This is a genomic window from Polyangium sp. 6x1, assembly GCF_029946515.1.
Taxonomy (GTDB): Bacteria; Myxococcota_A; Polyangia; order Polyangiales; family Polyangiaceae; genus Polyangium.
In genome coordinates, this window is the sequence record NZ_JARZHH010000001.1 from 39,400 (window position 1) to 60,800 (window position 21,401).

Genomic DNA, 21,401 nt, shown 5'->3' on the forward strand with positions numbered 1-21,401 from the left:
AGCGTGTCGTGGGGACGGAGTCTCTTGCGAAACGTTGGTCAAGTCAACGGTTTCGCGAGCGAGGGTACAGACGCAGGGTTCCCAACCGGCCTGCCTGTGCGTTACCGTCCCTCTCCATGCTCCTCGATCCGACCCTCGCCGATGAACTGAAGCGCGAGCACGCACGGCTCCTCGAAGACGGCACCCTGCACCCCGAGGTGGTGCTCCGGCGCTACTACGACACGTTCGCCGCGAAGTTCGGCCCCGCGGCGCTGCGACGGCTCGATGGCGTCGATCTGCTCGAGACGCTGCACGCGCACGGGAGCAAGGACAGCCTCGTCTACTGGCTCGAGTTCAAGAACGACGACGAGTTTCCGGCAATCTTCGGGAGCATCGCAGGTGGCAGCGCGCTCAAGTTCGGGCTCTACCGGCGCAAAGAGACGGGTCAGTGGATGACCGGGAGCCCACAGCAGCAGCACGAGCTATCGCTGGAGGATGCGGTTGCGATGGCGCGCCGGAACCGGGATCAGCTCCTCGCCGCGGCCGAGGTGCTGGAGCGGTTCAAGACGCGTGGTGGAGGTGATTACGAGGCACTTCAGAAGGATGTCGACAACGCCGCGCCCGACATCGCCGAGACGGCCTGGGGGCACAAGTACCTGAGCTTGCTCTTCCCTGATGTGCTTGATGACTATCACGCGCCCACGTACCAGCGTTTTCATCTCATCAAGCTGCTCCAGAAGCCCCCGCTCACGGAAGGCCGTTATTCCGCAGCTAGCGTGTTCGTCGCCATTGCCCGCGAGCTCGGGATCCCGCTGAACCACCTGTCGCGACTCCTGAACGAGCGGGATGGTTCGCCCCACTGGTATTACCGCGTGGGTACGACGTTCAAGGAGCGACGGGACGAGTGGCCGGCGATGCGCGACGGCAAGTTCGTGGCGATCGGCTGGCCCAGGCTTGGGGATCTATCAGCTATCGAGTACAACCAGGCAGGCAAGGATCGCGTGAAGGCTCTGCTGGAAAAGCATTACCCGGGCGACGCGCGAGCCCTGGGACGAGCCGCAAACCAGATCTTCAAGTTCGTCGCGACGATGAACGTGGGAGATCTGGTGCTCGCGGCCGACGGCGAAATGGTCCTCGGGATTGGCAGAATCAAGGGCGATTACCAGTATGCGCCGGGAGGCGAGTTTTGCCATCGGCGCCCGATCGATTGGTTGTCGCTCGAGGAGTGGAAGATGCCAGAGCGGGATGGACTCATGACGACGGTCCACCTGCTCTCGAAGCCGGCCGTGCTCATCGAAGCAGAGCGCAGGGTGCAGAAGAAAGTCAAAATTCCGGTCGGCAGCGGAAATGGCGGGAAACCGCCTGAGCCACCTCCGCCTCCGCCTCTCGACGGTACGCCCGCCCGTATCGAGGAAGTGCTTCTGCGCAAGGGCCAGGTCATCCTCTACGGCCCGCCGGGTACGGGGAAGACGTACTGGGCGCTCCGCACGGCGACCGAGCTCGCGGCGCGCTCCTGGTTCGGGCGATCCCACGACGATCTGACCGATAAGCAGAGGGCCGACCTCCGGGCGGCCGTCATGACGTGCACCTTCCACCCAGCCTACGGCTACGAGGACTTCCTCGAAGGCTTCCGCCCGGTCGAGCGCGAAGGCGCGCTCGGATTCGAGAGACGCGACGGCGTGTTCAAGCAGCTCTGCGACGAGGCACGCAGGCACGGAAAAAACGTCTACCTCGTCATCGACGAAATCAATCGCGGCGACATCCCCCGCATCTTCGGCGAGTTGCTCACGCTGCTCGAGAAGAGCAAGCGCGGCCTGGAGGGGACGCTGCCCCTCTCCGGCAAGCCCTTCGCCGTGCCGGAGAACGTCTTCGTCATCGGCACGATGAACACCGCGGATCGCTCGATCGCCCTGCTCGACGCCGCCCTGCGTCGACGGTTCGGCTTCGTCGAGCTCATGCCGGATGGCAGTGTGCTCGGTGACGCGGTGATCAAAGGGCTCCCGCTCGGACGGTGGCTCACCGAGCTCAATATGCGGATCCTCCAGTACGTGAAGCGAGATGCACGCAATCTGCAGGTCGGACACACGTACCTGATGCACGGGAACGGCCCTATCTTCGATATGCGGCGCCTCGCGCAGGTCGTGCGCGATGACCTGATCCCGCTGCTCGAAGAGTATTGTTACGAAGATTACGAGGCACTGGAGAAGATCCTCGGCCCGAGCCTGGTACAACGTGAGCGTCGCCGGATCGATGATTCACTGTTCCGGCCCGGCCGCGAGGATGATCTGATCAAGGCGCTGCTCGCGCCGACGCCCGAGCTGGAGACGACAGCCGCCGCCACGAAGTCCGCACAGGAGCCAGAGACCGAGGAGGAGGACGAGGACGAAGCGGGCGGCGTGTCGTGAACAGCTCGATTGCGGTCCATTTGAAGGAGTGGGAGCGTCGAGCGCCCGGAGAGGCCCCCGACGATCCGCTCGCGGGTCTCCGCCTGTCGAGCTCTTCCGATCGGGCGCTCGTCACGCGGCTCGCGAGGGAGCGTGTGCTTGTCGTGCGTGAGCTCGCGCGAGGCCTCGAAATCGAGACGACATCGTACGTCGGCAAGATCCGCCTCGATACGCTGACCCTGAACATCTCGCCGAAGCTCGGCGGCGAGCTCTTTGCGCGTCTGTTCCGCTACGCCTACCGCCTCCGTGATCTCAGGCCCATGCCCACGGCTTCGTTCTCGACAGGTGGCAGCCTGTTCGAGGATCTCCTGCCGACACAGCTCCTCGCCGAGGCGGAGGTGCTCTTCGCCCGAGGGCTCGATCGACGGTACGTTTCAATCGACGAGTCGCTTTCGAGTCCGCGCGGACGCATCGACATGAGCCGGATCGCCCGGGAAGGCGGGGTGATCCGCGGGAGCCTGCCCTGCAGGCACCACCTGCGCCTTTCGGATTGTCTGTTGAACCAGGTGCTCCTCGGAGGGCTCCACCTCGCTGCGGGGATGGCCCTGAATCCTGCATTGAAGGTCGAGCTACGGCGGCTCGCCGATGTCCTCGCCGTCTCGGTTCGAGCGCGCCCCTTGCACCGGCAGTTCGTCGCGCAGGCCGAGCAGGGGCTCGATCGAATGGCAGCCGCGTACGCGCCGGCCTTGACGATCATCGGGCTCCTGCTCGATGGCGAGGCGCCGGCGCTGGAGGACACGGAAGAGCCCCTCGTGCTCCCGGGATTTTTGCTGGACATGAATCGATTCTTCCAGCGACTCCTGGGCCGATTTCTCGGGGTGAACCTGCAAGACTGCCAGGTCGTGGAGGAGCAGGCACTCGAGGATCTGATGCGCTACGCGCCAGGAGAAAACCCGAAGCGACGGCGATCCCCGCGACCGAGACCCGATTTCGCGGTGAAGACGCCCGACGGAAAGCTGTTGCTGCTCGACGCGAAGTACCGTGACCTGTGGCAGCGGGATCTGCCACGCGATATGTTGTACCAACTGGCGCTGTATGCGCTCAGCCAGCCGCGCGGTGGGAGGGCGACGATTCTGTACCCGACGACGGCGAACGAGGCGCAACCGGCCCGGATCGAGATCGGCGAGCCGCTGGGCGGGTGGGATCGGGCGTCGATCGTGCTGCAACCGGTTCATCTCGGGGAGCTTGATCGGGTGATCGCCGGGGGACGGGGCACTGCGCGGGAGAGGCAAGCGCTCGCTCATGGGCTGGTTTTCGATACGCGCGAGAAGACGCTTCTTCGGGCGATTTGAACTGGCGGGGCTGGTCCGTTTGGACAATGTAGCGGCGTGATCTCCTTGCTGCCGATCGGAAGGCCTGCGGGGAGCACGTTGGTGCACTGCTCGCTGAAGGACGCGATCGGGTCGTCCGAGAGGAGCTTCGAACACGCGGCATCCTCGAACGTGCCGACGGGCGCGCTGCACGCACATGCTGTGCACTCACGTCGTTCGATCCAGCCTTGCCGCTCGCTCGTCACCTCGTAAACGACGAACCGCTCGCCGTTGTCCCAGCCCGCGGGGCACGCGTACTGCCGTCGCCAAGCTTCTACGTACCATGAAGCGACGGTGCTCTAACCTACCGCGAGCCCCCTCGCTTCCGAGGGGGCTCGCACGAATGTTTGTCCGTGGGGTGCTCGGCATTTGCCCCGACAGCTGCGTGGCACGGCGATCGTGTGATCGTTGATGGCCATTCGGCGCCTACTTCGCTCGCGCTGCGAGCGTCAGATTGAACGCCGTGCGGTGGAGTTCCTGAACGATGCGCGCGGCTTCCTTGTCGGTGAGGGCGTAACCACTGAACTCTTTGCGCCCTTCAGGATCGATCGCCCCCTCCTCGACATACACATATCCGTCGCTACCGAGAGCGAGCCGCTGGAGGCAAGCCCAAAGGAGCAAGCCGCCGATGCCGTACTGTTTTCGTTCCTCACTGGTCAGCGCATAGCCGACGAAAACGTGTCGGCCTGCAGGCGGAGCGTCCTCGAAGCGGACGTACATCGTGCCATCGCTGGCGAAAGCAAGCTCGGTTTCCATGCGTCAACCTCCCTCGAAAAGCTTGGCGAGATCGGGGTCATTCTTCACGAATCGGATGAGCTGCGCGCAGCAGCAGCAAGTTGCGTGTGTGGCTCCGCGAAAGACGCCTGGAATCACGAGCGTACAGAGCGCGCGCCACCCTTCGCTCTTCCGTTTGATGCGGCCGATGATCTGCCCCGCCATTGTAGATCGTAACCGAAGGCGACAGGGCGCAGCCTGATCACAAGGGAACCCGAAGCAGCACGCGCTCGACCCGCGTCGTGCCTCCCTCCGTCGTTCCCGTGAGCATGACAATCCCAGCAGCCTCCAAACGAGTCAGCGCCGGCACGAGCGTCCCCGAGTACGACAATTCGGGAAGGCGGTCTCGCAAACGTGCGATAGAGACGAACCCCTCGGCATCCGGCCGCATGCGCGAGAGCGCGAAGTGCAAGAGCCCCTCGGCATACGCGTCGTCCCCGAGCTTCCGGAGTACCACCGCGTAATTCGCGACGTATACCGCGGCGTTCTGGTACGGCCGCGCTGCGCGCACGATGTCGAGGAGGAGTTGCTCGCCTCGTTCGTCATGCGCCATGGCGCCCACCGAGACGGGGGTCGCCGTCATGGACCGCGGTGGCGGAAGCGGGGGCAGACGATCCGCGAGGCGGGCCTTGCGGAAGCGCTCGCGCACGCTGCGGAGCGCGGCCCCGAGCGCGGCATGGGCACGGCTCCACGCCGACGGCGTGTCCACGACGGTATCGCGCGGCGGCTCTGAATGCGCGACGGAGACGCGTGTTCCGCTCGCCGGTGGCAGCGCCGCGCGATCCATCACGGTCGTCGCGACGTCATCGTCATCCATGTGCGGTGCGACGCTCATGCGTACCTCCAGGAAGTCACCGACCCGAGGCGGCTGCGTCGCGTGGAGCGTGCGCGTATGGGGAAACGCTGCGCGGCGCAGCCGGCTCGGAGCGGTGACAAACGACCGGCAGAAGAGGACGATGGAAGCGAGAGGTGCTTGCCCAAACGCGCACGCCCCCATCGCCCTCTTCTGCGGGCCGTTTATCGGAAAACCCGCCCGAGGCCGAACACGGCGCCTTTTCGTTTACGAGGCCAGGAGGACCGTGTTCGGCTCGGGCAGGAGGGGCGGGCGCCGCACGAGAGCAGCAATCCGCACCCCTCGCCCACGCCCTTGACCGACCCCCGAATTTTGTTCGCTGATTTTTCGAGAAAGGTGGGAGCTTTTCCTACTCGGCGAACTCGAACGGCGGGAGGCAGCAGAACGTCACCACGTCGGCGGGGTCTTCCGAGGCCGCGCCCGTAGGCTCGCCTCCCGTCGCAAGGCAGATGCCGGGGAGGTACGCGAGGTCCGTGATCGCCTTGCTCCCGAGCGCTCGGCCCGGCGGGTAGACGTTCGTGCATTGGTCTCCGAACGAGGCCACGTCAACCGTGTCCGCCCCGGCTTCGCACGCCGCATCGCTGTAAAACCGCAAATTGCCAAGGCACGCGCTCCCGACGGGGCTACCGCCGCACTCGCATGCGGTGCAGCCGCGCGTGTCGACGGGCACCTCGCCGTAGAGGTAGATGGGGTCATAGCCGTCGTAGTTGCCGGGACACTTGTCGTGCGTCCCCCTGAGCGCGACGCACTGGAGAAACGGGTACGGCAGGTCGTACATGCATCGGTGCGTGGACGTCTCGCACGTGCCCTCGCGCTCCTTCGCCTCGCAAGCGAGACCGATCCACTTCCAGTCGGTCGTGGTCGTGAAGCTGGCCGGCTTCGTGATGGACGGACACGCCTCGCTCGTCGGGCCGGGGAGCGGAGAGGCGTAGACGGACTGCGCGCAAGGCTCGCCGCCACAATCAGCCCCCGCCGGCAGGGCGTTCGTGCTGGTGCACGAGCCGTCCCAACCGACGGGTCCGCCGAAAGGGAGCGCGGGCGCTCCGTCCTCCGCGCACGTGCCAGCGCGGACCTCGAGCGTCTCGGGGACCTTGGTGCACGCCCCCTCGGAGGCCGGGCACGTGCACGGCTCGCAGGCCGCAGGGGGCGCGTCGAGGTACGCGAAGCGTCGGTATTTCTCGAAAAACTCCACGTCGTGGCCGTAGCCGCCCAGCTTGCGCGCCTCGTCGCAGTTCGCGGGCGCGAGCTCACGCGGCCCATACCAGAGGAGCATCGGCGTGCGCGGCCAGTCCCCGGCCGACTCGCTGCTCGGCTCGGGGACGCAGCGGCCGGGGCATTCGATGGCTTGGGGATCCGGGTTTGGCGCTGCGTCGCTTGCGTCCGCGTCGTCGGCAGCATCGGTGCCGGCGTCAAGACACTCGGGTTCCGGGAACGGTGCCTCCGGATCACACTTTCCGATCACCGCCGAGTCGGGAGCGGAGCACGCCGCGCCCGTCGCGAAGGCGAGCGTGAGCGCTGCATAAAACACTCGTTGCATGGCTAGAACTCCCATGTCGCCCCGATTTGCGTGCCGATGAGCACGGGCGGCTGCTCGACGAGTCTGGTTTGTCCAACGATAACCTGCAACCCGCTCGTCAGCCCGAGCGCATCGATGCTCGCCTTCAAGGCGACCGAGCGTCCGACGTGCAGCTCGGCACCGATCCGTCCCCCCACGCCGGGCTTGACCAACGTCGAAGACTGCTCCTCGTAGCTCGTGCGCGAGAACTCGATATTGATCACACCGATATGGCCAATTGCGCAGCCATAGAGCCACCGCCAATGCCCGCACCCGCTCACGATCCCGCCCGCCGTCATTGCCGAGATCGGTCTGTCCGCTACTCCAGCCGTCAGCCACGCCGCGCGCCCCTCGAGCCCGAGCGACACATACTCGTTTGCCCTCCAACGACCTTCCGCCACGATCCCCACCGCCGGCATCCACGACGCCACGCCGAAGACGGCGACCGGCCCTCCTCCGATCGACCAGCGTTTTTCATCGGACTTCTGCGCGGGCCGCGGATCCTCGTACCCCCACGGATCCTCTTGCTTCGGGAGCTTCGCATCGCCCCCAACAACCACCCGCTCCACCTTCGGCGGGTCCTTCTCCGGTTCGTACACCGCTGGCGCAGGTGGCGCAGGCATGGGCAGCGGAATCAACGTGACCGGGAGCTGCTTGTCCTCGCGCTTCTTCACGGTAAACGGGACGATCGCCTCCTCGTAGCCGTCGAGCGTCGCGCGTAGCTCGTGCTCTCCCGTGCGCATGAAGATCCAGAAGGACGAGCGACCCACGCAGTTCTTCGGTTTCCCGTCGATCGTCACGCGCACGCCCGCATGGGAGAGGAGCACCTCGATCCAAGCGCCCGCGTCACGCGCGACTTCGTGCGCCTCGAAAAACCGTTTCCGCTCGGCCGGCGTCGCTTTCACGGCGAGCTGGAGGGCGTCCAGGAGATGGTCGGTCGCCTGCTCGGGCTTGCCGAGCTGCACGAGAAGGACACCGAGCCGGCCGGCGATGAGCGGATCCGGCCGGAGTTTGAGCGCCTGCCGGTAGGCCGCGACTGCGGCGCGTGGACGGCCCGCGGCGGCCTCGCGATCTCCCAGCGCTGCGAACGCCTGAAATCGCTGCTCGTCGGTGCTCTCATCAGTCTCGTCGGCATCGTCGTCAGCCTGCGCCCACGCGGGCGAGACGAGGCCAACGACGATCGCGGACACTGCGGCGAGCCGACGCATACGCTTGGATCCTAGCGCGTTCTCGCAAGCGGTTCTAGAGGGACCAACCTCTCCCCTCCGTCACGGAGCGCTCCGAATCCTCGCTCTCGCCTGCGTCGGTGGCATCCGGCGCTTGGGGCGCACGGGGACGCGCGGGGCGAGATGTTCGCAAAGGTTCTGCGGGATTCGGTGACCGCGACGGCGCGGATGCACTCGGGAGATCGTCGGGGACAACGAGCGCGGCACCGGTGGCGAGACCCGCGAGCACGTGCGCCGTGCCCGCGAAGGAGGCTCTCACGCGGGCCAGCTCCGGCTCGGGGCAGTGCATGCAGGCGAGCGCGAGGATGATCGGGCCGGACAGATGCGCGGCACGGTGGATGCACTCGTAGGCGCTGCGCATCGAGACAGCACGGCGTAGCCGCACGAGCAGCACGCCAATCCAGTCCTCGCGCTCCCCGAGGTGGTAGCGAAGGTGGTCGATGGCGGCGGATCGCCTCGACTTCACGGTTCCGATCGAGATCCGAAGCCTCTCCGCGGTCTCCTCGTACGAGACGTCCATGAGGTCGACGAGCACGAACACCGCGAGGTATCGCTCAGGCATGCTGCTCATCGCCGCCGTGAGCTTGGTTCGGGCTTCGGCGAGGAAGGCGTCCTCCTCGGGCGTCCGCCCGCGGCCCGCCACCGGCTCGGCGTCGTTCGTGTCCGCGGAGAACAGGCGCCGCTCGCGCCGCTCTGCGCGGCGCGCCTCGCGCTCGACGTTCTTCGCAATGCCGAACGTCCAAGGGCGAATGCCGTCCTCGTGGGGCACGTAGGAGGGGAGGCGGGCGAACGCCCGCGCCATCACTTCCTGGACTCGATCCTCGGCTTTCGGGGCTCGTCGTCCCCGGCGCACAAAACGGGCGAGCTCAGGGCAAACGGCAAGTAGTTCAGTCCACAGTTGGGAAAGTTTGGCAGGACGCTCCATGCGCGCCCCATGATCGGGGAGGCGATTTGGTTCGCAGAAATCGACCGTCGCGTGTCGATGTCTTCCGATCCCCGAAAAACGCGTCAAGTCGATGGGTTATCTACCATGGCGGGGGCTTGTCCGGCAAGACCGTCCACGTGCGCACGACGCCCCCGAAGCCGTCCTCGGTGTGCGGCGGGAGCAAGGCCACGAGCAAGCCCCCGGGCCTCGCTTCGGCGATGCGCGCGTGCAAGACCGCGGCCCGGTGCATGGCGCCGCCCTCACGCGGGGCCCGGACCGTGGGGAGGCCGAGCTGCGCGCAGTTAGTGGCCGCGTCGAGCCGGGCACACCGTTCGAGGAGGCCCAAGTCGACGGCTGCCCTATTTCGTGCCAATCGTCCGTTTCTTTGATGCCCCCGCGTCACCCCGCCACTTTACCCAGGGTTCGCAGACCTCCGCGCTGAGCACCTCGTCCCGCTCGATCCTGCAGGTCCGCTGCTCCGTGGGTGCATACGCTCGACCATTGAACTGGTAACGAACATGGATGCGCGTCGAACCGAACGAGAGCAAGCCTCCGTCTCGCTTGGCCTTGTACGTTGCCACATCCAAGTCATGCATCCCTTTTGACTTCGATTCGAGTGCCTCTACGCCGAACTCCAGCCCATGGATGACGCCGGCAAAGTGGCCACAACTTTCGCGAACCACGTACAACGCATGGAAACAATTCTGGGGAAGCGTGCAGTATGCGGGTGCGCTGACTAGGAGATCCTTGGTCCCGTCACCGTCGAAATCGGGACCGACGACGACGGTGGGGATCATGTCCTCCGCAGACACCAATGGGTCCGCGTACTCCAGAGGCGGGGGACCGGGGTTCGCACATGCACCCGGATATCGCTCCGGAAGGGCGGCCAGGGGCGGCCCAAGGCGGTCCTTCCATGCGTCCTCGGGGCCGGGGGGGGTGGGCGGATATAGGTGCTCCCAAGCAATTCGCCGTTGGTGCTCGAGCAGGCGCTCCGGCACCTCGAACACCATGTGATGGGCGCTCGATGAGGACGCAGAAACCTCGCCGGATGCGGGCGAGCGCGAACATGCCATGATGAGAAGGCAGCACCAAAGGAGAAGGTGGTAACGTCTCACCGGTAGAGACTCGTAAACCATGTTGGCGGCTTTCCACCAGCCACCTCGTGTGGCGCCTTGTGCATATCGAATATCCGGACCGTAGGCTCCGGGTCTCCGCGGTGGTTGTACGTCATCCATTCCGAGTTCCGAATGGCCCAGAGCCACATCGGCTCGCCGTACCTTCTCCGCGTTTCCGTTTTGACTATCGCGCCACCTTGGCTGACCCAAAACTCCAATCCGCCGGAATGTTTCCTTGGCAAAAGACGAGCAGCCGTTACCGGGACACCCAGTTGGATGGCGATGTCCCGCGCGATGCCCGGGTGCGTCTGGTGCCAGCCGAATCGCTTGAGGTAGGCGTCCACCTCACGATCGTAGTGTCTCGACTCCGGCAGTTGCCCGAACTTCGCATGCACCGCGCCCGGATTACACCCCCAGATGTGAATATAGGCGCCTGGCGCGAACATGCTGCTCAATTGCTCGTTGGCCTTCCACCTCTTGTGCTCGTAGTCCGGCCCCCCATTCTTCATGGGTAGAACCGACAAAGTGCCCGTGATCCACGCGTCCTCGGCGTCGAACGCTTCCAGAAGCGCCTGGTCATTGCCGACCGCTCGCGCTCGCGCATTGAACGCCATCGCGCGCTTTCTTATTCGGTCACCTTTCTGAAAGTCCATGGCGAGCGACAGCATGGAGGTCCCCCCATGACAGCAGATGTGCAGCTCCTTGATGCGCGCATCCGGTCCGCCGAGACCCCGTAAATCATCCGTAGCACCGCGCAGAATTCGCCAGTAGTTCCAGCTTTGAATCGCTGGGAGCACGTTTAGCGATGGATTGCGGTTCTTCGACATGCGTGCGATCGTGTTCGCGACGAGCTCGAACTGCTTGTTGGTGTCCCTGCCCGTGTCGAAGTCGATCGTATCCACCGGATCGCCGCTGTACCCGAAGAACGTCACCACATACTCTTTCCCCATACCGCTCACGGCCCCCCGCCGACGACCTTCTGCGTAAGCGCGACGATGAATCCCTCCAGGGCATCCACGAGCGGACCGAGCTTCGCCCACGCGCCGCTCTCCGGCTGGAACGCGGGCGGTGCGAACACGCCTTCCGTCGGCGCGCTCTCCCCGACCTTGATGTCCACGCCGCTTGTCGGCGTGTACTCGTACCACGAGCCGATGAGGAGCCCCTCGGCCGCTTCCGTGGCCTTGTCCGGGTCCACCTCGTCCGGGTTCGCCGGCACGATGCCGGGGTAGTTCGTCTTGGCGTAGTTCTCGATCTCCTCGGCGATCGTCATGTACGCGTGATCGTCCGGCAGCGTCGCATCGATCGCGCCTGTCGCCATGAACGTGAGGAACGCGCGCTCCCACCCAGGCCGCACGGGCAACACGACGCGAGCCGCACCCGAGCGCAGGAACGCCTCGTGCACCGGATCGCTCGCGTGCAGGCGCAGCCGATCGGCCCACGTGCTCGCGTGCGTCCAGAAGTACGGGTACAGGAAGTAGTTGAGGTTCTCCCACTCGATCGCCTGGTGCACGAAGGATATCAGGCGGCCGTGATGCAGCACCACAGGTTGCACCTCCGGCAGGACTGTCCCGTCCGCATCGTAGAGCGGCCCCACTACGGCCGGCGCGAAGTCGATCTTCGACCCGAAGAGCCACCGCAACACGCCCTTCATGAGCTCCTCGCGCTCGAGCTTGCGCAACGTGAGCGCGTCCATCTGCTCGAGCTGGCCGAGCAGGTGCGCGCGTCGCGCTTCGAGCATCTGCCGGCGTTCGAGGTAAGCCTTGTTCGCCGCTTCGGCCAGCGCGTTGAACGCGGAGAGCCGCCACGCGTTCTCGGCCTCGGGCCCGAGCTGGAACCACACCCGCACCGAGGCGAGCGCGAGGCGAACGTCGGTCGCGTACACGCCGAAGACGATCTCGGAGATCGGCGCGTTCCCGTCGTGCAGCTTGTGGGCGACGACGCCAGGGAACAGCGACTCGGGATCCTTGGAGTACGAAAGCCCCTTCCCGTGGAACGAGTGGAACGTGTAGCCCTCGGGCACCGCGACGCGCAGCTCGTCGACGTGGTCGCGGTTCGGATCGTCGGCCGGGTACGGGCCGAGGAGCTTTGCGCCTTGCACGGCCATGACCAGCGGCGGCGGAGGCTGGACGGTCGCGCCGTACTGCTCGGCCAGCGCGCGCCAGTTCGTGCGCGTGACGCTCCCCGGCGACAGGTCGAACGTGAAGCCCTTCTCGAGCTCGACGTCGAGCTGCCAAAGCTCGCGGTAAATGCCGAGCAGATCGACGGCAGGCTGCGGGATCGTGAGGTCGTATGTGAGCCGCACGCCGTAGCGCCGCAGATCGACGCGCCACTTGCGGAGGAGCTGGTAGTAGTCGTAGCGAACCGGATGGATCGGGTCGGGGTTCTTCACCCATCGCACCGTCTGGTCCTCGACGTGCGTCTTCTTGGCGAGTCGGAAGCTCGTGCGGTGCTCCTTCCGGGCTCGCGCGGACGCCTTCTTCGTGAGCGTCTGCGAGTGCGAGAGCGACGCCTTGCGTGACGACATGTCCATGTCCGACGCGCCGAACGAGGTGGCGACGGACGTGTTCATCGGACCGAGCCCGCCGCTCCCCGTGACGGCCACGGAAAACGCGGTCGAGTGCATTCGCTGCGTCTCGGTGGCTTCGGCCATGTCCGTCTTGTCGACGACGCCGCGCTCCGAGTAGTCCTCGAACTGGTCGGCGACGAGCTTGTGGAACTCCTCCTCCGTGTTCGACCATTCTTTGTGGACGATCGCGACGCGCTCGCCGGGTGCGAGGGGTAGCGAGTAGAGGAGCTCGCCGTGCTCGATGCCCGCGGGCGCGTGGCTCAGGCGTTCGAGATGCAGGTAGCCGATGGGCGACAACGGCGAGCGCGGTGGCTCCGGCCGAGCGGCAGCGAGGTCTTCGAGCTGCTTCTTCTTCCCGACGAGAGCTTGCCATTCCTGCTCGAACGTCGGCGAATTGGCCTGGAGGCCGAGCGACTGAAGCGCCGAGCGGATAGATTGCTTGTGCTCTTGGGGGACGTGCGCGCTTCCCAGCACGGCGCGGATGCGCAAGCCGCGTGATTGCTGGTCGAAGGCAGCCCCGCGGAGGAACAGCGCGTGCACGCCCGAAAGCAAATCCGCATTCGATGCTTCGTCATCCGCGAGGGCCGCGCCCGACGGCAACTTCGCCTCGAGCTCGGCGAGGAAGGCGTCACTCAACGACTGGATCCCTGCACGGAGGCGCTCTTCCAGAAGCGCGCGGTCCTGTTGCTCCAGCATCGACATCAAGCGTCGTACCCGCTCCAGTTTGGCCTGCTCCGGATCAGCCGATACGGTGTCGGCTTGCGCAAGGGCCTCCGCGTCTGCCCACGCCGTCTCGGCGGCAGCGAGGGACGAGCTAAGGGCCGTGAGAGCGCTATTAATCGCCGCAATCCGGTGAGAAATGAGCGCTTGGACAACGACGTGGATTGCTTCCTTGCTGCCTTGCTCGCGGATCGCCGTCGAAAGAGCGAGTGGATCCGTCGCGCCGAGGGCTGCGGCGAGGCGCTTCTCGGACTCCCCCTCGACGTGGCCGACGAGCCACCGTACCTCGTCGGCAGAAGCGGCGAGAGCATGCAGAATGGCAGCTTGCTCGGTGACGGACGGTCCGGGATCCGACAACGTGCGCCCGTCGCTGCTTTCTCGGCGGACATCGATCGCGCAAAGCGTGGTCTGGAGACGGACGCGCCTGGAGTTGTCGAGGGTAGCCATCGTGGACCTCTATCGGATGGATGGGAGAACAGGCCGCCTGCGCGGGATGAGGGTGCGCCGAAGGGCAATCAGAAACGCCGACTGCTAGCCGGCTATGCCCAGCGCCCGATCCGCCCGTACCTGGTACCCGGATTTTCTACCGGCGACGGGGCGAACGTGGCAAGGGCAGCGCGGGGACGGTTCGGTCTGATAATGTCCTACTCCTGCGAAGCCGAGTAATTATTAACAAACCCGGGGTGCTAACACACGGCACCACGGGTGAACTGAGCAACAAATCTAGGGGCGGCGGCGCCGTTGCGCCGCGTACGACGGCGGGGCTCTTCCCTACCAAGAGTGGACACTCGGTACGAAGCAGAGAGCGGGGGATCGGCTGTGCGCGTGACGTGCGCCACGTGGACGTGGCAGCGTGGGGACGCGCCTCGGATTCCACGCTCGGAGAGCGGAAGGATAACCACGGGGCCACCGCGGCCGGGGCAGCGACCGGGGACGGCACGGAGGCCGAGCCTCGTGCGCACGCGAGTAGACACGCCCCATGCTCGATGAGAAAATGGGGCAGAAAAACTCATGGATACGAAATCTAAATGGCTGATCTGGATCTCTGGCTCAGAGCCAGTTTGATGCTGTTTCCTATCTGGATCCACATCCGGCGCGCCGCGCTCACCATTGCGCTGACTGTCCAGCGACCTCGTTTCTCGGCGCGTTTAACGGGCACCTGGAGGGCTTCGCCGCGCGGTGATGGGTGCGGGTTACGGCGTGAGCGGATGCTCCAGGATTGTCACGGACGAGGGCGGCGGGTCGGTCATGCACCGGGACGCGAAGCTCCGTCGCAAGCTGAGCGACCAGCCGCACCCTTCTAAGCTTTTTTAACGACCGAACGCTCTTTAGCTGCGCCAGGAAGGAGATCTCAGCAAACGCAACCCTCAAGTGGTGTCTTACGGTGGGCTGCCAGTAAAAGACCTCCTTCATTGGATGGACAGCGCACCCCCGGTAGTGCTCCTCTTGTAACCACGCCGCGAACCGCGCCGACCCCTCACGACTTGCCGGCGCCGCGCGCCGCGAGTTCACGCCGTAGCTTCGGCAACTCCTTCTTCGGCCCCCTCCGAACGAGGTCCGCGATGCGCGCACGCTCGTCGTCCTCGGGAAACGTGCACAGGTCCATGGCGAGCAGATCGAGCCCGCGCGCGATGCGCTCCAGGGTCTCGATGGTGATCGCGGCGAGCCCGTGCTCGATACTCGAAAGGTGGCCTTTCGAGAGCTGTCCGGCTTCTGCGACCTGCTGAAGGGACAAACCTCGTTCGAGGCGTAGGTCGCGGATACGGGCGCCCACCTTGGCGGCGCCGGGAGAGGGTGTCGTTCGTCTGGGCATGACCAGCTTGTACCACGACAACCATCCGTGGACAAACATAACGAAGGAGCAGCGTGCACGCGCGAGCTCGTGCTGGCACAGGCGGTACGAAGCTCCAGCCACGCAAACCGGCTTGTCCCGGGCTGTGCAGAGAGTACAACGCAAGCCACGTGGACTTGGACGTCCGTTCGCGTACTTTTCCCGCATGTGCAGCTCCGCCCCGAGGACTGGGGCGTCCAGCGTTGAACCATGACCGCACCGAAGCCCTACGAACTTCGCGCCGACTACGACACCAAAACAATTACCGTGTACCAGGCGTACTCCCCGCAAATTGCGACGGCGGCGCTGGAGCACGGTCGGTTCGTGGCACCGTTCTCGTTCAACCGGATGACGTGGATCAAACCCAGCTTTCTCTGGCTGATGGCACGGAGCAACTGGGGCGCCCGGCCGGGTCAGGAGCGCACGCTTGCCGTGCGGATCACGCGAACGGGCTGGGAACGAGCGTTGGCCCTCGCCGTCCCGACCGATCCCCAAGCGCCCGGCTACGGAAGTTATGATCGCTGGCGCGCCGCATTTGATCGCGCAGCGGTACATGTTCAGTGGGATACGGAGCGGTCACTCCACGGAGCCGGCCTCCCCTACTACAGCATCCAGGTCGGGCTGAGCAGGCACGTCATCCGGGAGTTCGTCGACGAGTGGATCACGGAGATCGTCGATCTCACGGAGCGCGTCCGAAAGATGAGGGACTTCCTCAACAGCCGGCAGGTCGACAAGGCGCGGCGCCTCCTACCCCGCGAGGCGGTTTACCCGTTGTCTCCAGAACTGCGCAGGCGCATCTGCGCTTCGGAGTAGGGTCGCGTGCAAGGCCACCGGCGAGCCACCAAGTAGCCCGCCGTGGTGGCTCACGACCTCGCAGGGCGGTCGCCACGACCTGCTCCCCGGCGTGCGCGGTGGGCGACGCGGTAGCGTCTTGCTTGCCGGCCTCCGAGACGCTCCCGCGACGTTGGACGCAGCGTCCGAATCCTGCGGCGTCATGGTCGGCTTCGGCGCGCGACATCCCTTGCCACCTTCGCCGGGTCGCCCTCCCCCGCACCGCCCCCCGGCAGCGCACGCCACGGTCACGCCGTCATCGGCACGCCCGGCCATGCCCCGCGCGACGTCGACCCGTGACCGCGAACTGGCCCTTCCATGGAAAACCCACTGCATTTCCCATGGCGCCTCCATGGCCGAGCCATGGCCCCCTCCATGGCTCGGTAGGCCGGTAGTCATATGCCCTTGGGACATCCACGCGCATGTGCCACACCGCACCAATTCACCCAGGACAACGCAACTCAAACCACATTCATGGGTTCGTCTCGACGATCGACGGTGGGGCATCTGCGATCCACCCCGACATCCGAAGCAAAAAGTGGATCGATTTCATGGATCACTCGAAGATCGACCCCTTGATTTCAAGGGTCGACTTGGAGATTTCCGTGTGTTGAGCAAGAAATTCGCACGTTCTCGGCTTCCGTCAGCCTACGTTGACGGCTCCAGATGGTGAGGTACCATCCCGCCGTAGGTGCCTCGATCGGCCGATTCGGCCACCGCTATTCCGTGAAACATCCTCGGTCGCCAGTTCGGGGGATGAAATCGAGTAAAAAGTGGATCGATTTTACGGACTGTCCAAATTTCGACAGCCGTGAAACAGAGGTTTCCGAGACGCGCCTTCGAAAAGTGCCGGGTCTCGAGTGGAAAAGTGGGGCTTTGGTCTGGGTTGTGCACGCAGCCCACAAATGTGAACTAATCAACCAGAATTAAGCGCCTCGGAAGCCGCTTTCAGCCCTCCAAGTCTGGGCCTGGGTTTGTCTTTCTTCAGAACGCTTCAAAACCCGGCTGATTTTCCGTACAACCTCGATCCCGGCAGCCGTGAAACAGGCTCCGGAGCGATGTCGCGCCAAAACTGACGAAAAAGTGGGTCGAGCAGTGGCCGTACTCGGATCCGGAAGCCGTGAAACAGGCATTTCGCGCACAGCGCCCTCGCCGCGACACAAAAAGTGGATCGCTCGCATGGACCTCCCGCAATCCGACCCTTCTCAACCAAGGGGGTCCGTGCAGGATCCCGCAGCGAACACGGCAAATCGATCGACACCTCGCAAACCGTTGATTTAGTTCACGAAATCCCTTGGCGCATCGCCCCGACGGAGATAGGCTGCCATTGCTGGACGTCGCCTACGCGCGCAGTGCAGGGCGACGCCGACTTCCTTCGTGGGGCTCCGATGGGCGGAGCTTCAGGGGAGGGTTTTGTCGAAAGGAGCGCCGGGACCATGCACGATCGTCGTGCCCAGCTCGAAGCCATGCGCGCGCTCGTCGAGGCAGAGCTCGCCAAGCTTCCTCTTTCGTCCGAGTCGAATCATCCACCACCGTCATCCGTGCCCGCATTCATGACCGTCGAGGAGTACGCGAGGCGGATCCGGGTCCGGCCGGCGACGGTCCGGCGCATGGTGCGCGAGGAGAACCTTCCGCACGTGAGACCGAGGCCGCGGTTGATCCGGATTCGGGTGCGGGATGCGGACCAATGGGTGGCGGCGCGAGCGTCGGGCGCGCTCGCGAGGCGCAGGGCCACGGTGGAGGCCCGGAAGGGGGTGGTGCCATGAGCTTGCCGAAAGGGACGTCGCTCTTCTGGCGGAAGAGCAAGAAGCGGTGGGTGCTGAGTTATGCGGATCCCGTGCGCGGGCAGCCGCAGAAGGTTCTGCCGAAGGAGATCGTGCGGCAACGGGACGCGGAGACCTGGGCATTCGAATGGTTGCGGGTGCAGGGGATCCGGCCGGACGTGGTTCTCACGCAGCGGCGCGAGGAGGGGCTCTCGGTGGCGGCGTGTGCGGAGAAGTGGATCGCGTTGCGGACGAAGGACAGCCGGGTCGCGCCGGCGACGTTGACGAACAATCGGCTGCACCTGGACAAGTGGATACTGCCTCGGTTCGGGACGAGGGCCATTGCGGGGCTCGAGGTGCCCGAGCTGCGGGCGTTCATCCGGGACCTGCGGGAGCAGCGGGCAGCGTCGACGACGCGGAACGTCTACTACACGTTCTTCACGCTGTACGCGGATGCGATGGCGGAGGGATGGGTGAACAGTCCCGCGAACCTGGTCGCGCATCCGGCGGTGCAGCGCGAGCTGCCCGAGCTCGAGGCGCGGGCGGTCGTGCGGATTCCGATCGAGTGGGCGCGGGTGCTCATGGGGGATGAGCGGATCGCGCTGGAATGGCGGGCGCGGTATGCAGTGGCGTTTACGAGCGGGGCGCGGGACGGGGAGATTGCCGGGCTTCGGTGGGGGGACGTCGAGATGGAGGCCGAGCCGTCGGTGTTCCGGATCCAGCAGGCCGTGGCGATCATCGGGGCGAAGGGCGAAGGCGGGTTCGCCAAGGTGAAGGGGCCGAAGACGAAGGGGAGCCGGCGGACGATGCCGCTGCATCCGGCGGCGAAGGCGGCGCTCGTCGCGTGGCGGGAGCGGTGGCCGGAGCTGGTTGGGAGGAGGCCGCGGGCGGAGGATCTCGTGTTTCCAGGGCCAGGTGGGGGGCCGTCACGGCCGAAGAGCGCGGCGCAGATGCGGGAGGATCTCGAGCGGGTCGGGTTGCCGGGGGAGATCCGGGGGCAGGCGGTGGAGTTCAGGGCGACGAGGGCGAGTTTTGCGACGTGGTTGGAGGAGGCGGGCGTGGCGGAGGGAGTGCGGAAGCGATTGATGGGGCATGCGGTGCGGGATGTGACGGAGAGGCACTATACGGCGCGGGAGCTGGAGCAGCTTGCGAGGGCGGTGGCTGCAATCCCGATCGAACCTCTCACTCCCGTGCTGCTATCCTCCGCCCATGCGGATTGTTGCCGTCGCTGACACGCACCTCTACCACGCGCAGCTCGTGGTCCCGCATGGCGACGTCTTCGTCCACGCGGGAGACCTGTGCCGGTTCGGAGAGCTCGACGAGCTCGCCGAAGCCGCCGCGTGGCTCCGAAGCCTGCCCCATCGGTACAAGGTGGTCGTCGCGGGAAACCACGACTGGGCGTTCGTCCACCATCCGCGCGAAGCACGCAGCTTGCTCGGCAAGGGCGTCATTTACCTGGAAGACTCCGGGGTCTGCATCGATGGCATCACCTTCTGGGGTAGCCCGTGGCAACCGGCGTTCCACGACTGGGCGTTCAATCTCCCGCGGGGCGCGGCGCTCGCGGAGAAGTGGGCTGCCATTCCCGAAGGGATCGATGTCTTGATCACGCATTCGCCCCCGTTCGGAATCGGGGATCGCTCGTGGAATGGGGATCGGCATGGCTGCGCGGATCTGATGGCACGTGTTCGGCAGGTGAAGCCCCGTCTCCACCTCTTCGGTCATATCCACGAAGACGGAGGCGTGTTTCGCGAGACGGACGTCACGTACTTTGCCAACGTCACGACCTGGGAGTGCGGGCGGGGGCCGACGGTGCTCGATGTCGAGGGTGGGGTGGTCGAGGAGATCGAGGTTCCGAAAGCGCGCCCCTGAGACAGCGCTGACCTGCCACCGCAATCTCTGCCCGCCCCTTCGCCCCCCATCTCCGCCGTCACGCGAGTACGCCAAGACACCGCCAGGGCTTGCCCTCCCCTGTTGGCTCCTGTACCCTTGGGCACCCTTCCCCGAGTCCCGAACGCGTTAGCTCGAACACCGATGAGGACCATGACCAGGTTCCGGCGAATCATCCTCAACAGAGGAGTCCTCGACACATGACAGCAAAAGCGCCGACCATCTTCATCTCCTACGCGTGGGAGGATGATGTGAAGGATTGGGTGCGCGAACTGGCCACCCGTCTTCGGAAGCACGGCGGTGTTGATGTCCACATCGACCAGTGGCATCTTGCCCCGGGCGACCACCTGCCAGCGTTCATGCAGAATGCCGTCCGCACCAACGATTTCGTACTTCTCGTCTGCACCCCCAAATATAAGGCGAAGGCCGACACAAGACAGGGCGGCGTTGGTTACGAGGGAGACATTATTACGGCCGAAGTCTTCACCAAGGCGAACCATCGAAAATTCATACCTCTCTTGCGCAAGGGCGACTGGCAGTCAGCCGCTCCAAGCTTTCTCCTTGGAAAGGTCTATATCGATTTCCGTGGCGATCCCTACCGTGACTCTGCGTATGAGGACCTGCTGAAGACCCTGCACGGGCAATTGGAGCGGCCGCCCACCCTCGGATACGGACCGGCATCGGGCGGCGCGAGCGCTGGGCCGCGAGGAGGGGCGCAGCCTCCGCTCGATGACAGCGCGCGTCCCTGGGGGCCGGCTATCGATAGCGGCAGAAGCCCACCAGCGAGGGCCAACGGTGTCGCCAAGCCATCTGGCGCCAATCGCATCATCTTCGTCGGCCTCATGATCACGCTACTTGTCGTCACCGCCCTTGCTGGTTTCTGGAAGTGGTTGTTGCCAGCGCCGAGCACTCGAGCTGAACTCCTGGGACAACCCGAGCGCGGATGGGTCGAAGCGTACGGTGCAGCGCTCGACTCGGGTGACGTGGACCGTATCATCGCGTTCCACGTGCTGCCCACCCCTCGCTTCTTTCTGGCGCGAAATCAAGATGCAATGCAGCTTCGCCGGCTTTACCAGGGCTGGTTCGACGGTGACGGGCGGATCCGCCGAACAGGCTTCGACGGGTGCTCGCTCGCGAAATTGGCTGATGATGGATCACGTGCCTTGCGCTGCACAACGTATGTGGATCCGCCATTCTCAAATAGCCCATCGAGGGTGCCGACTTGCCTCGTGTTCAGAGCAGATGGAAAGCTATTGTCACGAACGGAGCTGACGAAAAGTGAAGATTGTCCGCCCAACTGAGCTTGCACGAGCCGCATGACGGTCCCCGCTCGACCTCTCACCCCATCACTGCGACGCGCCTCCTCCGGCTCGCCGGCTTTGGGGCCGTGGGGACCGCGCTCGTGGGGAGCGTCCTCCTGGTGCTCATCCTCTGGCGTTGGCCTCGCATCGCTGCAAAAGGAACTGAGGGACAAGGCTGGACGATGCTCCTGTTGTCGAGCGCCCTCTTGCTCGGTGGATTGCATGGCGCGTTGGAGCGGTGGTCAATGTTGTGGCCTGACAGTCGCCGACTATTTCGGTTGACCTCGCGCGTGCTGGTTGCCTGCACGCGCGCCAGCTCGG

Annotated in this window: 17 protein-coding genes; 7 read left to right on the top strand and 10 right to left on the bottom strand. The window is 65.2% G+C overall.

The window, feature by feature from the left end; genetic code table 11:
• Nucleotides 1–116: 116 nt before the first annotated feature.
• On the top strand, nucleotides 117–2,384 hold the full coding sequence (locus QHF85_RS00145; protein WP_281324930.1) for an AAA family ATPase: 2,268 nt from the start codon (nucleotides 117–119) through the stop codon (nucleotides 2,382–2,384).
• Nucleotides 2,381–3,715: a hypothetical protein gene (locus QHF85_RS00150; protein WP_281324931.1), complete on the top strand. Its 1,335-nt coding sequence runs from the start codon at nucleotides 2,381–2,383 to the stop codon at nucleotides 3,713–3,715. Before QHF85_RS00145 ends, QHF85_RS00150 begins: the two co-directional genes overlap by 4 nt.
• Before the next feature lie 444 nt (nucleotides 3,716–4,159).
• On the opposite strand, the gene QHF85_RS00155 is transcribed toward QHF85_RS00150, so the two are convergent.
• The 10 genes from QHF85_RS00155 to QHF85_RS00200 form a co-directional block, all read right to left on the bottom strand.
• Complete coding sequence (locus tag QHF85_RS00155; protein WP_281324932.1) at nucleotides 4,160–4,489, bottom strand: hypothetical protein; 330 nt, start codon at nucleotides 4,487–4,489, stop codon at nucleotides 4,160–4,162.
• Between the two features lie 220 nt (nucleotides 4,490–4,709).
• On the bottom strand, nucleotides 4,710–5,342 hold the full coding sequence (locus QHF85_RS00160; RefSeq protein ID WP_281324933.1) for a hypothetical protein: 633 nt from the start codon (nucleotides 5,340–5,342) through the stop codon (nucleotides 4,710–4,712).
• Nucleotides 5,343–5,709: 367 nt separating this feature from the next.
• Nucleotides 5,710–6,897: a hypothetical protein gene (locus QHF85_RS00165; RefSeq protein ID WP_281324934.1), complete on the bottom strand. Its 1,188-nt coding sequence runs from the start codon at nucleotides 6,895–6,897 to the stop codon at nucleotides 5,710–5,712.
• A 2-nt stretch (nucleotides 6,898–6,899) separates the two neighbouring features.
• Nucleotides 6,900–8,123 carry a tetratricopeptide repeat protein gene (locus QHF85_RS00170; protein ID WP_281324935.1) on the bottom strand — a complete coding sequence of 408 codons (1,224 nt, stop codon included), beginning with the start codon at nucleotides 8,121–8,123 and terminating at the stop codon, nucleotides 6,900–6,902.
• 34 nt (nucleotides 8,124–8,157) lie between these two features.
• Nucleotides 8,158–9,066 carry a sigma-70 family RNA polymerase sigma factor gene (locus QHF85_RS00175; RefSeq protein ID WP_281324936.1) on the bottom strand — a complete coding sequence of 303 codons (909 nt, stop codon included), beginning with the start codon at nucleotides 9,064–9,066 and terminating at the stop codon, nucleotides 8,158–8,160.
• 100 nt (nucleotides 9,067–9,166) lie between these two features.
• Nucleotides 9,167–9,412 (bottom strand): hypothetical protein, encoded by a 246-nt coding sequence (locus QHF85_RS00180; protein ID WP_281324937.1) that lies wholly within the window; start codon nucleotides 9,410–9,412, stop codon nucleotides 9,167–9,169.
• A gap of 13 nt (nucleotides 9,413–9,425) precedes the next feature.
• A complete protein-coding gene (locus QHF85_RS00185) occupies nucleotides 9,426–9,863 on the bottom strand; it encodes an integrin alpha (protein ID WP_281324938.1) in 438 nt (145 codons plus the stop codon).
• A 314-nt stretch (nucleotides 9,864–10,177) separates the two neighbouring features.
• The gene (locus QHF85_RS00190; protein ID WP_281324939.1) at nucleotides 10,178–11,116 is read right to left on the bottom strand and encodes a hypothetical protein; all 939 of its coding nucleotides are present in this window, start codon (nucleotides 11,114–11,116) and stop codon (nucleotides 10,178–10,180) included.
• A gap of 20 nt (nucleotides 11,117–11,136) precedes the next feature.
• Nucleotides 11,137–13,914, bottom strand: a complete 2,778-nt coding sequence (locus QHF85_RS00195) for a hypothetical protein (RefSeq protein ID WP_281324940.1) — start codon at nucleotides 13,912–13,914, stop codon at nucleotides 11,137–11,139.
• Nucleotides 13,915–14,944: 1,030 nt separating this feature from the next.
• Complete coding sequence (locus tag QHF85_RS00200) at nucleotides 14,945–15,280, bottom strand: helix-turn-helix transcriptional regulator (protein ID WP_281324941.1); 336 nt, start codon at nucleotides 15,278–15,280, stop codon at nucleotides 14,945–14,947.
• A gap of 228 nt (nucleotides 15,281–15,508) precedes the next feature.
• Here QHF85_RS00200 and QHF85_RS00205 point away from each other — a divergent pair, with 228 nt between their 5' ends.
• From QHF85_RS00205 to QHF85_RS00225, 5 genes are all read left to right on the top strand, one after another.
• Entirely contained in the window at nucleotides 15,509–16,111 is a 603-nt protein-coding gene (locus tag QHF85_RS00205; RefSeq protein WP_281324942.1) for a DUF4291 domain-containing protein, read from the top strand.
• 1,454 nt (nucleotides 16,112–17,565) lie between these two features.
• Nucleotides 17,566–17,895, top strand: coding sequence for an excisionase family DNA-binding protein (locus QHF85_RS00210; protein ID WP_281324943.1), 330 nt, complete (start codon nucleotides 17,566–17,568; stop codon nucleotides 17,893–17,895).
• Complete coding sequence (locus QHF85_RS00215; protein WP_281324944.1) at nucleotides 17,892–19,124, top strand: tyrosine-type recombinase/integrase; 1,233 nt, start codon at nucleotides 17,892–17,894, stop codon at nucleotides 19,122–19,124. Before QHF85_RS00210 ends, QHF85_RS00215 begins: the two co-directional genes overlap by 4 nt.
• Entirely contained in the window at nucleotides 19,102–19,761 is a 660-nt protein-coding gene (locus tag QHF85_RS00220; RefSeq protein WP_281324945.1) for a metallophosphatase domain-containing protein, read from the top strand. Before QHF85_RS00215 ends, QHF85_RS00220 begins: the two co-directional genes overlap by 23 nt.
• 218 nt (nucleotides 19,762–19,979) lie before the next feature.
• Nucleotides 19,980–21,080, top strand: a complete 1,101-nt coding sequence (locus tag QHF85_RS00225; RefSeq protein WP_281324946.1) for a TIR domain-containing protein — start codon at nucleotides 19,980–19,982, stop codon at nucleotides 21,078–21,080.
• The last annotated feature ends 321 nt before the right edge of the window (nucleotides 21,081–21,401 follow it).